Here is a 12,182-nt window from a genome sequence, read left to right on the forward strand (position 1 = left end):
GTCAATTGCCGAGTGTTAAAAACACATCCATTCGTCTATTTATCAATGGGTTATGTAATCCATGTCGCTACGGGTAGCAGAAAAATAGCGCTCAGGCGCAACTTTGGGGCAAACTCCTCGTTTTTCCGTATTGGCCAAGGCATGCCCATGACTCCCGCGTCGTCCGTCGATGAGAAAAGCTTCCGTAAATTGCTGGGCCGCAACGTGGCACTGCCGTTGGGCGTTGGCGTGCTCAGCGCGGTGTTTTTCGTCGTTCTGATCACCTACCTGTTGTCGGTGATCCAGTGGGTCGAACACACCGACCGGGTAATCAACAATCTCAACGAAACCTCGAAACTGACCGTGGACCTGGAAACCGGCATGCGGGGCTTCCTGATTACCGGTGACGAGCATTTCCTCGACCCGTACGAAGTGGCCAAGCCGCGGATCATTTCCGACTTGCGCAACTTGCAGGCACTGGTGGCGGACAATCCGGAGCAGGTGGACCGGCTCAAGCGTCTGGAGTCGTTGCAACAGGCGTGGAACACCTACGCCCAGTCGATGATTGACATGCAGCGGCAAAACGGCGATTACCGCACCGCCGTGAAAGCCGGGCGTGGCAAGAGCCTGACGGACGAGATTCGCAAGGAGTACGACCGGGCGGTGGCGATGGAGCAACAGTTCCGCATCACCCGCAACGAAGACGTTACCCGCACCACGATCATCAGCGTCACCTTGTACCTGGTGTTTGTGCTCGGCCTGAGTGGCTTCCTGGCGTATGTCGGCCGAAAGAATCTTCTAGAACTTTCAAACAGTTACAGCGAAAACCTAATGTCGCAGCAGAGGATCGCCAAGCGCCTCGAGCAGCAAGCCTGGTTGCGCAACGGCCAGACCGAGCTGGCCGAGCAGGTCCTTGGCCAACTGACGCTGAACCTGCTGGGGCGCAACATTTTGCAGTTCTTTGCCCAGTACATGGGCTCGGCGGTGGCGGCGTTGTACGTGCGTGAAGAGCACGGCGGCCTCACACGCGTGGCTACCTATGGCTTCTCCCGCGAGCAGGAGCAGCAGGAACAGTCGATCTACAACGACGAAGGCATCGTCGGCCAATCGGCCCGGCAGGACCGCCTGATTCGCCTGGACGATGTGCCGGTGGATTACTTCAAGGTCAGTTCCGGCCTCGGCGAAGGTGCGACCCGCAGCGTGCTGGTGGTACCGACCAGCGATGATGGCCGGGTCAACGGGGTGATCGAACTGGGTTTCCTGCGTGCACTCGATGACCGTGATGTCGAACTGCTGGAGTTGATTGCCGACAACATCGGCACCTCCATCGAAGCCGCGCGTTATCGCCAGCGCCTGCAGGAAGTGCTGGCCGAAACCCAGCAGCTCAATGAAGAGCTGCAAGTGCAGCAGGAAGAGCTCAAGACGGCCAACGAAGAGCTGGAAGAACAGTCGCGCATCCTCAAGGAGTCCCAGGCCCACCTGGAAACCCAACAGGCGGAGCTGGAACAGACCAACGAACAATTGGCCGAACAGACCCAGACCCTGGCCGAGCAGCGCGATGCCATGGACCAGAAGAACGTCCAGCTCAACCGCGTACAGATCGAGCTGGAAGAGCGCGCCGACGAGTTGCAGCGCTCCAGCAAGTACAAGTCCGAATTCCTCGCCAACATGTCCCACGAGCTGCGCACGCCGCTGAACAGCTCGTTGATCCTGGCCAAGTTGCTGGCGGAGAACCCCCAGGAAAACCTCAGCGCCGAACAGGTCAAGTTCGCCGAGTCGATCTACTCGGCCGGTAACGACTTGCTCAACCTGATCAATGACATCCTCGATATCTCCAAGGTCGAAGCCGGCAAGCTGGAAATGCGCCCGGAGAACACCAGCGTTGCGCGCCTGGTGGATGGGCTGCGCGGCATGTTCGAGCCGCTGGCGGCCGACCGCAAGCTCGGGTTCCAGGTGGAGGTGCAGGAAGGCTCGCCACACATGCTGTTCACCGACCGCCAGCGCCTGGAGCAGATTCTGAAGAACCTGCTGTCCAACGCCATCAAGTTCACCGAGAAAGGTGAGGTCAGCCTGTCGGTATCCCGGGCACCGGGGGAGGGCATCGCCTTTACCGTACGCGACTCGGGGATTGGCATCGCTCCGGACCAGCAGGAAAGCATCTTCGAGGCCTTCCGCCAGGCCGATGGCACCACCAACCGTCGTTACGGCGGCACCGGCCTGGGCCTGTCGATTTCCCGGGACCTGGCGAACCTGCTGGGCGGCTATATCAGCGTCACCAGCGAACCTGGCCAGGGCAGTATCTTTACCCTGGTGGTGCCCGAGCACTATGTAGAGCGTGACGAAGACACCCCGGCGCTGGAACAGCCGCGCGCGGTAGTCCCTGTGCCTGCACCGGCGCCGATCAAGGTGTCGCCGATGCCGATCGCCCACGAAGCGCAGATCCCGCGCTTTATCGATGACCGCGACAAGGCTCCGTTCGCCACGCGTTGCATCCTGGTGGTGGAAGATGAGCCCAACTTTGCCCGCATCCTCTTCGACCTCGCCCATGAACTGGGTTACCACTGCCTGGTGGCCCATGGTGCAGACGAAGGCTACGCCCTGGCGGAACAGTACATTCCCGACGCGATCCTGCTGGACATGCGCCTGCCGGACCATTCCGGCCTGACCGTGCTGCAACGTCTCAAGGAACATGCCGGGACCCGCCATATCCCGGTGCACGTGATTTCCGTGGAGGACCGCGTCGAAGCCGCCATGCACATGGGCGCCGTGGGCTATGCAGTCAAGCCGACCACCCGCGAAGAGCTCAAGGATGTGTTCGCCCGCCTGGAAGCCAAGCTGACGCAGAAGGTCAAGCGTGTGCTGCTGGTGGAAGACGATGACCTTCAGCGAGACAGCATTGCCCGCCTGATCGGCGACGATGATATCGAGATCACCGCCGTAGGCTTCGCCCAGGAGGCCCTGGACCTGCTGCGCACCCACATCTACGACTGCATGATCATCGACCTCAAGCTGCCGGACATGCTCGGCAACGAGCTGCTCAAGCGCATGTCCATCGAGGACATCTGCTCGTTCCCGCCGGTGATCGTCTACACCGGGCGCAACCTGACCCGCGATGAAGAGGCCGAACTGCGCAAGTATTCGCGCTCGATCATCATCAAGGGCGCGCGTTCCCCCGAGCGCCTGCTGGACGAGGTGACACTCTTTCTGCACAAAGTCGAATCGCAGTTGTCCCATGAACGCCAGACAATGCTCAGGACTGCCCGCAGCCGCGACAAGGTGTTCGAGGGCCGCAAGATCCTGCTGGTGGATGACGATGTACGCAATATCTTCGCCCTGACCAGTGCCCTGGAGCACAAGGGCGCGATTGTCGTGATCGGCCGTAATGGCCGCGAGGCGATCGAGAAACTCAATGAAGTCGATGACATCGACCTGGTACTGATGGACGTGATGATGCCGGAGATGGACGGGTACGAGGCCACCGCCTTGATCCGCCAGGACCCGCGCTGGCGCAAGCTGCCGATCATCGCGGTGACGGCCAAGGCCATGAAGGACGATCAGGAGCGCTGCCTGGCGGCAGGGTCCAACGATTACCTGGCCAAGCCCATCGACCTGGACCGGTTGTTTTCATTGATTCGCGTGTGGCTACCCAAGATGGAACGGATTTAATTGGAACGAAGCACTGACATCGAACTGCGCTTGTTGATTGAGGCGATTTACCTCAAGTACAGCTACGACTTTCGCGACTACTCCGGCGCTTCGGTCAAGCGCCGCGTGGCTCATGCGTTGCGTCAGTTCGACTGCGCCACCATCTCGGCCTTGCAGGAACGGGTGCTGCATGACCCGACGGCGTTCATGCAGTTGCTGCAGTTCCTGACGATTCCGGTCAGCGAAATGTTTCGCGACCCCTCGCACTTCCTGGCGATTCGCAAGGAAGTGGTGCCGCTGCTCAAGACCTACCCGTCGATCAAGATCTGGATCGCGGGCTGCAGTACCGGGGAGGAGGTGTATTCCATGGCCATCCTGTTGCGTGAGGAAGGCCTGCTGGAACGCACCATCATCTACGCCACCGACATCAATCCCCGGTCCCTGGAAAAAGCCAAGCAGGGGATTTTTTCCCTCGAGAACATCCGCGCCTATACCCACAACTACCAACAGGCCGGTGGCCAGCGTTCGTTTGCCGATTACTACACGGCGGCTTACGATCATGCGATCTTCGACAAGACCCTGCGGGAGAACGTGACGTTTGCCGATCACAGCCTGGCGACCGACAGCGTATTCTCCGAAACTCAATTAATTTCCTGTCGCAACGTATTGATTTACTTCAATAAAAAGTTGCAGGATCGGGCGTTTGGACTGTTCCATGAGTCGCTGTGTCATCGCGGCTTCCTGGTGCTGGGCAGCAAGGAAACCCTGGATTTTTCCGCCTACAGCAAACAGTTCGAACCCCTGGTCAAGCAAGAACGGATCTACCGAAAATTATGAATGAAGCTACTGCCAGCCCGGTATCCGGGATCGAGGCCATTGTGATCGGTGCTTCCGCAGGCGGTGTCGAGGCATTGCTGAGCATTTTTGGCGAGCTGCCGGCGAGCTTCGGCCTGCCGATCATTACCGTGCTGCATTTGCCGGACGAGCGCCGCAGCCAGTTGGCGGAAGTGTTTGACCGACGCGTATCGATGAAGGTAGTGGAGGCCCGCGACAAGGAAGTGATCCAGCCCGGCACCCTGTATTTTGCCGGCCCCGGTTATCACCTGTCGGTGGAGCACGACCGCAGCCTGTCACTGAGCCAGGAGGACCGCGTGCACCATTCCCGCCCGGCAATCGACTACCTGTTTGATTCAGCCGCCGATGTCTACGGCAAGGGCTTGCTGGCGATTTTGCTGACGGGGGCCAACCAGGACGGCGCCCGGGGCCTGGCCCACGTCAAGCAGAGCGGCGGTACCACGGTGGTGCAGGACCCTTTGGAGGCCCGCGTCGCCGTGATGCCCCGGGCCGCCCTGGCGCTGCATGAACCTGACCATATCCTCACCTTGAGCCGCATCGGCACCTTGCTGGCTTCCCTGGAATCCTCCCCATGTTAAGTACTGTCCAGGCCAAACTGCTGATCGTCGACGATCTGCCGGAAAACCTGCTGGCCCTTGAAGCGCTGATCAAGCGCGAGGACCGCCAGGTCTATAAGGCATTGAGCGCCGACGAGGCCTTGTCGCTGCTGCTGGAGCACGAGTTCGCCATGGCCATTCTCGACGTGCAGATGCCGGGCATGAACGGCTTCGAGCTGGCCGAGCTGATGCGCGGCACCGAAAAGACCAAGAACATTCCCATCGTGTTTGTCAGCGCTGCCGGCCGTGAGCTCAACTATGCGTTCAAGGGCTACGAAAGCGGCGCCGTGGATTTCCTGCACAAGCCGCTGGATATCCACGCGGTCAAGAGCAAGGTCAACGTATTCGTTGACCTGTACCGCCAGAGCAAGGCGATGAAGCAGCAGGTTGAAGCCCTGGAGCAAAGCCGGCGCGAGCAGGAAGCCTTGCTCACGCGCTTGCAGGCCACCCAGGCCGAACTGGAGCAGGCCGTGCGCATGCGCGATGACTTCATGTCGATCGTCGCCCACGAAGTGCGCACGCCCCTCAACGGGCTGATCCTGGAAACCCAGCTGCGCAAGATGCACCTTGCCCGGGACAACGCCGCAGCGTTTACCCTGGACAAGATGCACGCCATGGTCGACCGCGATGAGCGACAGATCCAGAGCCTGATCCGCCTGATCGAAGACATGCTCGACGTGTCGCGCATTCGCACGGGCAAGCTGTCGATCCGCCCCGGTCGCTTTGACCTCACGCAACTGGTGCACAACCTGCTGGAAAATTTTGCGCCGCAGGTGGCGGCGGCGGAGTCTTCGGTGGCCTGGGTCCAGGAAGGGCCGGTGGTAGGCAACTGGGATGAATTCCGTATCGAACAGGTGGTGTCCAACCTGTTGACCAACGCCTTGCGCTACGGGGCCAAGAGCCCGGTGGAAGTGCGGGTGTACGCCGAGCATGGCGAAGCACGGGTAGAAGTACGTGACCACGGGATCGGCATCAGCGAAGACAACCAGAAGCGTATTTTCCAACAGTTCGAGCGCGTGTCGGCCAACCATGCCGTGGCGGGCCTGGGTCTGGGGTTGTTTATCTCCGAGCAGATTATCGCGGCCCACGGCGGGACCATTGAAGTGGAAAGCCGGATAGGCGAGGGCGCGCTGTTCCGCGTCTGCCTGCCCCTGGAGGCCGGGGCATGAAATCAATCGCAAATCCGACGCAACCTCTGCGTGACCCCATGGTCGTATCAGCAGCAATTGACCGGACAAAGGCTTCCCATGAGTGAAGATGCACAAGATGTTGTACTGATCGTCGAAGATGACGAATCGATTATGTTTGTGTTGGGCGAGTACCTGGCGGGCCTGGGGTATCGGGTGTTGAAGGCGATTGACGGTGAGCAGGCGTTTGAAATCCTGGCCACCAAGCCGCACCTGGACCTGATGGTGACCGACTACCGCCTGCCTGGCGGCATTTCCGGGGTGCAGATCGCCGAGCCTGCGATCAAGCTGCGACCGGAATTGAAAGTGATCTTCATCAGCGGTTACCCGCAGGAGATTCTCGACTGCAACAGCCCGATCACGCGCAATGCGCCGATCCTGGCCAAACCGTTTGACCTGGATACGTTGCAGGAACATATCCAGCGGCTGTTGGCTTAACGTCTTGAGAAGAGGGAGCACACTCCCTCTTCAAGCCTTGATCATCTCCCTCACCTTTGCCGTCAACAGATCAAAGGTGAACGGCTTGGTGATCATCTGCATGCCCGGGTCCAGAAAACCGCCCCGTACAGCCGCATGCTCTGCATAGCCGGTAATAAACAACACCTTCAACTCGGGCCGCACCTGCCGGCCGATCTCCGCCAGTTGCCGGCCGTTCATGCCGGGCAGGCCAACGTCGCTGATCAGCAGGTCAATGCGCTGGCTGGACTCGATGATCGGCATGGCACTGTCGGCATCACCGGCTTCGACGAAGGCATAGCCCAGTTCACTCAGCACGGCGCTGACCAGCACCCGCACGGCCGGGTCGTCCTCGACGATCAGCACGGTCTCGCCGGCATTGGCGAACGGCAGCAATGCCGGGTTGAGCGGTTCATCTGCAATGACCTCGCCGACATACCTCGGCAGGAACAGGCTGACGGTGGTGCCTTGGCCCACCACGCTGTGGATCGACACATGCCCGTGGGATTGGCGCGCAAACCCGTAGATCATCGACAACCCCAGCCCGGTGCCCTGGCCGATGGGTTTGGTGGTGAAGAACGGGTCAAATGCACGGCTGATCACGCTCTCGGGCATGCCGCAGCCGGTGTCGCTGACGCTCAGTTCCACATAGTCGCCAGGGGTGAGGGTGCCGTAGGCTGCGGTAAACACACTGTCCAAGTGGCGGTTGGTGGTTTCCACCACCAGTTTGCCGCCGTTGGGCATCGCATCCCGGGCATTGATGGCGAGGTTGAGCAGGGCGCTTTCCAGCTGGTTGGGGTCGGCTTCGGCGGTCCAGAGTTGCTCGGTCAGGCGGATATCCAGGGCAATGCTTTCATTCAGGCTGCGTTGCAGCAGCTCACCCATCGAACTCACCAATTGATTGATCTGTACCGGTTTTGAATCCAGCGACTGGCGACGGGAAAACGCCAGCAAGCGGTGGGTCAGGGCGGCCGCGCGGTTGGCTGAAGTGACACCCAGGTCGATCAGGCTGTCGAGGTCTTCGGTGCGGCCTCGAGCCACGCGCCTGCGCAGCAGTTCCAGGCTGCCGATGATGCCGGTCAGCATGTTGTTGAAGTCATGGGCGATGCCGCCGGTCAATTGGCCGACGGCTTCCATTTTCTGCGATTGGCGCAACGCTTCTTCGTTATTGCGCAGCTGCGCCGTGCGTTCTTCCACCTGTTGCTCAAGGGTTTCCAGGGTGCTTTGCAGGCGCTGTTCGCTCTGGCTCAGGTCGATCAGCCGGTCGCGGGCCTCGTATTGCCGACGACGTCCGCGCAGCGCCGTGGTCACGAGGCTGATCAGGGTGATCGGGTGGAACGGGCGCTCCAGGAACGTCACGTTGCCCAGCAAGGTGCTCAGGTGCGACGAGCCATTCTGTTCGCTGCCGCCGTGGTGCGTCATCAGCACAATCGGCAGGTCTGACCACGCCGGTTGTTGATGCAGGTACGTGAGCAGCGGTTCCAGGTCGATACCGCGCAGGGCTTCGGCAGCAATGACCAGCAAGCCGGCACCGTGCTCCAGCTCCTCGCAGAGCATCTGCAAATGGCTGGCGATGATGCCGTTGAAACCAGCCTCATTGAGCATCATCAACGCCAGGGAGCTGTCGCGACCCAGGGGCGCCAGAATAATCGCCCGTTCGAAAATGGCCGGCAGGCCACTCATGAACTTTCATCCTTGAGCAGCGGGTTGTCGGTGCCCATGTAGGTCGGTACGCCGCGCAATACACCCTGGAACGCATCAAGCGGTTCGCCGATGGTCATGCCACGACTGCCGATGCGGTATTCGCGAATGGTCGATTCATGGCTGCCGGTGCGTTTCTTGATGATCGAAATCGCACGCCGCACCTTGCCCAGCGCTTCGAAGTAACGCAGCAGGATCACGGTGTCGGCCAGATAGGTAATGTCCACCGGCGCCTGCATGTCCCCCACCAGCCCGTGCTGGGCGACGGTCATGAAGGTCGCAGCGCCACGGCGGTTGAGGTACAGCAGCAGTTCGTGCATGTGCAGGATCAACGCGTTCTCTTCCGGCATCGCGGCCTGATAGCCATTGACGCTGTCGATCACCACGGTCTTGATCCCGCGTTCGTCCACACAGCGGCGCACCCGATGGGAGAACTCGCCGGGGGACAACTCGGCGGCGTCCACCTGTTCGATCAGCAGGTTGCCGGTGCCTTGCAGGGCCTCCAGGTCGATGCCCATGTTCTTCATGCGCTCGAACAGCAGGCCCAGCTCTTCGTCAAAAATGAACAGCGCGGCTTTTTCGCCCCGGGAGACGGCTGCCGCGGCAAAGATCATCGAGATCAGCGATTTGCCGGTACCGGCCGGGCCCAGGATCAAGGTGCTGGAACCGGTCTCGATCCCGCCGCCCAACAGGGCGTCCATCTCGCGGATGCCGCTGGTAAGGGTCTGGCGGTTGTAGCCGCCACGGTGCTCGGCTGCCACCAGGCGCGGGAACACATGTACGCCGTCTTCCATGATGGTGAAGTCGTGAAAACCGCCGCGGTATTTCTGGCCACGGTATTTCACGATCCGCACGCGGCGGCGCTCGGCACCGTAGTTGGGGGTCAGTTCTTCCAGGCGAATCACACCGTGGGCCACGCTGTGTACGGTCTTGTCGAGGGACTCGGTGGTCAGGTCGTCCAGCAGCAGCACGGTGGCGTCGTAGCGCACGAAGTAGTGCTTGATCGCCAGGATCTGCCGGCGATAGCGCAGGGAGCTTTGCGCCAGCAGGCGGATTTCCGAAAGGCTGTCGATCACGACGCGGGTAGGTTTGACCCGTTCCACCACTTCGAAGATCTGCCGGGTGGCTTCGCCCAGCTCAAGGTCCGAGGAATACAGGAGGCTTTGCTGGTGCTCGGCATTGAGCAGGCTTTCGGGGGGAGTCAGTTCAAAGATGTGAATGTGTTCGTCCAGGTCCCAACCATGGGACTTGGCACCCTGGCGCAACTCGCGCTCGGTTTCCGACAGGGTGATGTACAGCGATCGTTCGCCGTTTTTTGCGCCGGCCTGGAGGAAATGCAGGGCCACGGTGGTTTTACCGGTGCCGGGCTCACCTTCCAGCAGGAACAAATGGCTACGGGAAAGCCCTCCGGCAAGAATGTCGTCCAGACCTTCAATACCGGTGGCCGCCTTTGCTGTGAACAGCTCTTTGGATGTAGACAAGAAGTGCCCTCGGGTCACAAATAAGTAGTCGGCAGCGCCGTCTGGGGCGCGCCATATTTACTTGACCTTGCCGCCGTGTGGCGGTTCAACGTTTTGTATCAAATACCGCTTTTACAGGCCCTGTTGCAGCGCCGGGTCGTCCGGATTCTGCTGTTCAAGCTGTGCCAGCAGCACCTGCACATTCTGCAACTGGCCGGTTTCCTTCCAGTAATTGACCAGCAGCACCCTGGCTTTGCGATTGGCCGGGTTGCGCTGGATGATTTCTTCCAGCTGGCGCTGGGCGGCCTCCAGTTCCTGCTGGGCGTGCAGGGTGGTGGCCAGGTCGTAGCGGTAATCCTGGTTGTTCGGTTCGAGCTCCACCGCTCGGGACAGGCTGAGCAGGGCAAAGGCGCGCTCGCCATGGTGCAGCAGCCACATGCCCAGGGCATGTTGCAGGTAGGCCGAATCGGGGTGGGCCTGCAACTGTTTGGCCAGGAGTTGGCGGGACTCGTCGACCTTGCCCTGCTTGTCCAGCAGTTCAATTTGCGCGACCACGGCTTGCAGGTTGTCCGGTTGCAGGCGCATCGCCTGCTCCAGGGCGTTTTGTGCGTCGGGCAGCAGCGCGCTGTGAATGTACAGGCGTGCCAGCTGGATCCAGCCTTCGGGGCTTTCGGGTTGGCCCTTGAGCAGCTTTACGTATTCGTCGAGCACTTGCTGCAACGGGCCGAAGTACAGGCCCAGGGTATCCGGGGACAGCCCGAGCAAGGCATTGGCCGCGGCAAACCTGACGCTTTGCTCGGGGTCATCCAGCAGTGGCCCGAGCAACAGCGTGCGCTGGCCGCTGGGCACCAGGCCGACAATGCTGTGAATCGCCGCCTCGCGCACCATCGGTGCGTCGTTGGCCAGGTCCTTGTCCGCCAGCTTCAGGGCCTGGGGGCTGGGGTAGTTGGGCAGCTCGGCATGCAGGGCGGCGCGGCGCACGTCGGAAAGGTCCGGGCGGCCCAGCTGTTGATACAGCACACGGGCGGCGCCGGGTTCACCGTTATGCGCCTGCTTCAAGGCCTTGGCGTAACCATGGGCGATGGCCGGGGGCACGACCACCGGCGTGGTGCGGGTGAAATACCAGGTGATCAGCACAATAAACAACAGGGCGCACAGGCCGACGATGGAGTAACGGCGTGACTTTGACATGCAGGCGTCCGAAAGCTGGGCAGCTAGTGCAAAGCCATCAGCTTCGGTCAGGTTATCGCGAGTGTCAAACCCGCATCACGTCAGCACGAACTCAATCGGCTCAAGGGCCGGCGGCAGCGTGGTTTCGCCGAGGGCGGCGAGAATCTCGCGCTCCAGGGTGCGCACGATGGCGTTGCAGGGCAGGTCGTTTTCGTCGAAGCCGAACGGGTCTTCGAGGTCGTCGCCGATTTCGTCCAGGCCGAAGAAGGTGTAGCTGACGATGGCGGTGAACACCGGGGTCAGCCAGCCCAGCGGCTCGGCCATGGCGAAGGGCAGCAGGATACAGAACAGGTAGATGGTGCGGTGCAGCAGCAAGGTGTAGGGGAAGGGCAGCGGGGTGTGTTTGATCCGCTCACAGGAGGCCTGGACCTGGCTCAGGCCGTACAGCCGGGTTTCCAGTTGGGTGTAGCGCCAGTCGCTGATGTGGCCCTGTTCGGCGAGGTTCGAGCAGCGGGCGCCGAGGTCTTGCAGGATGCTGTCGGGCAGGTTCGGGTGGCCGGGTTCTGGGTTGGCCCACGGTTTGATCGCCTGGCTTTCGTCTTCCAGGCGCAGGCGGGCGATCAGGCCATGGGCGAAACCGCACAGGCTGCGCAGGACGTGTTTGCGTTCGGCAGGGTTGAGGACCTGGGTTTCGCGGATCAGTGAGCGGATCTCGATGATCATCTGGCCCAGTTGTTTGCGGCCTTCCCACCAGCGGTCGTAGCAGGCGTTGTTGCGAAAACTCATGAAGATGGACAGTGACAGCCCCAGCAGTGTGAAGGGTGTGGCGTTGACCTTGGAAAAGTAGGCCGGGTGCAGGGTTTCTACCAGCACGATGACTGAGGCCAGGAGGGTGACCAGCAGGCTGCGCAGCGCAATGCGTTTGGCGATCGAGCCCTTGAGGGAGAACAGGATGCCGAGCAGGTTGGGTTTGGGACGGACGATCATGGGCGGGCTTCTTGGGTGGCGCAGGCTGTCAGGTTAGAAGTATGTTTGCGTTGCGTCCAATTGCTTGGGCTGACTGGGTGATTGGTGGGGTCTATCGGGATTGAGTACATATCCGTTTTTTCGGTGACCAGAGCGAAAGCAGATCT

9 protein-coding genes are annotated in these 12,182 nt (G+C 60.9%); 5 read left to right on the top strand and 4 right to left on the bottom strand.

Annotation, left to right across the window (positions count from 1 at the left end; genetic code table 11):
* Positions 1-147 precede the first annotated feature (147 nt).
* From HX815_RS24615 to HX815_RS24635, 5 genes are all read left to right on the top strand, one after another.
* Positions 148-3,645, top strand: coding sequence for a response regulator (locus HX815_RS24615; RefSeq protein WP_008431024.1), 3,498 nt, complete (start codon positions 148-150; stop codon positions 3,643-3,645).
* Positions 3,646-4,461 carry a protein-glutamate O-methyltransferase CheR gene (locus HX815_RS24620; protein WP_003217583.1) on the top strand — a complete coding sequence of 272 codons (816 nt, stop codon included), beginning with the start codon at positions 3,646-3,648 and terminating at the stop codon, positions 4,459-4,461.
* Positions 4,458-5,057 carry a chemotaxis protein CheB gene (locus HX815_RS24625; RefSeq protein WP_008431027.1) on the top strand — a complete coding sequence of 200 codons (600 nt, stop codon included), beginning with the start codon at positions 4,458-4,460 and terminating at the stop codon, positions 5,055-5,057. Before HX815_RS24620 ends, HX815_RS24625 begins: the two co-directional genes overlap by 4 nt.
* Positions 5,051-6,244: a hybrid sensor histidine kinase/response regulator gene (locus HX815_RS24630; protein ID WP_003217587.1), complete on the top strand. Its 1,194-nt coding sequence runs from the start codon at positions 5,051-5,053 to the stop codon at positions 6,242-6,244. Before HX815_RS24625 ends, HX815_RS24630 begins: the two co-directional genes overlap by 7 nt.
* A gap of 78 nt (positions 6,245-6,322) precedes the next feature.
* Positions 6,323-6,700 carry a response regulator gene (locus tag HX815_RS24635; RefSeq protein WP_003217591.1) on the top strand — a complete coding sequence of 126 codons (378 nt, stop codon included), beginning with the start codon at positions 6,323-6,325 and terminating at the stop codon, positions 6,698-6,700.
* 30 nt (positions 6,701-6,730) lie between these two features.
* Here HX815_RS24635 and HX815_RS24640 read toward each other — a convergent pair whose 3' ends face one another.
* The 4 genes from HX815_RS24640 to HX815_RS24655 all read right to left on the bottom strand — a co-directional run bounded on the left by HX815_RS24640 (position 6,731) and on the right by HX815_RS24655 (position 12,036).
* Positions 6,731-8,401, bottom strand: coding sequence for a response regulator (locus HX815_RS24640; RefSeq protein WP_177022834.1), 1,671 nt, complete (start codon positions 8,399-8,401; stop codon positions 6,731-6,733).
* Complete coding sequence (locus HX815_RS24645; RefSeq protein ID WP_023658825.1) at positions 8,398-9,900, bottom strand: ATPase domain-containing protein; 1,503 nt, start codon at positions 9,898-9,900, stop codon at positions 8,398-8,400. The genes HX815_RS24640 and HX815_RS24645 overlap by 4 nt, the downstream gene beginning before the upstream one ends.
* A gap of 111 nt (positions 9,901-10,011) precedes the next feature.
* The gene (locus HX815_RS24650; RefSeq protein ID WP_102369052.1) at positions 10,012-11,070 is read right to left on the bottom strand and encodes a lipopolysaccharide assembly protein LapB; all 1,059 of its coding nucleotides are present in this window, start codon (positions 11,068-11,070) and stop codon (positions 10,012-10,014) included.
* A 75-nt stretch (positions 11,071-11,145) separates the two neighbouring features.
* Positions 11,146-12,036: a bestrophin family protein gene (locus HX815_RS24655; RefSeq protein WP_087693011.1), complete on the bottom strand. Its 891-nt coding sequence runs from the start codon at positions 12,034-12,036 to the stop codon at positions 11,146-11,148.
* Positions 12,037-12,182 lie beyond the last annotated feature (146 nt).

Source organism: Pseudomonas sp. E6002 (assembly GCF_013385565.1).
GTDB lineage: Bacteria > Pseudomonadota > Gammaproteobacteria > Pseudomonadales > Pseudomonadaceae > Aquipseudomonas.

Coding starts and splice junctions, on each gene's coding strand:
- HX815_RS24615 (WP_008431024.1), top strand. CDS start 148: ATGACTCCCGCGTCGTCCGTCGATGAGAAAAGCTTCCGTAAATTGCTG.
- HX815_RS24630 (WP_003217587.1), top strand. CDS start 5,051: ATGTTAAGTACTGTCCAGGCCAAACTGCTGATCGTCGACGATCTGCCG.
- HX815_RS24655 (WP_087693011.1), bottom strand. CDS start 12,036: ATGATCGTCCGTCCCAAACCCAACCTGCTCGGCATCCTGTTCTCCCTC.
- HX815_RS24640 (WP_177022834.1), bottom strand. CDS start 8,401: ATGAGTGGCCTGCCGGCCATTTTCGAACGGGCGATTATTCTGGCGCCC.
- HX815_RS24625 (WP_008431027.1), top strand. CDS start 4,458: ATGAATGAAGCTACTGCCAGCCCGGTATCCGGGATCGAGGCCATTGTG.
- HX815_RS24650 (WP_102369052.1), bottom strand. CDS start 11,070: ATGTCAAAGTCACGCCGTTACTCCATCGTCGGCCTGTGCGCCCTGTTG.
- HX815_RS24635 (WP_003217591.1), top strand. CDS start 6,323: ATGAGTGAAGATGCACAAGATGTTGTACTGATCGTCGAAGATGACGAA.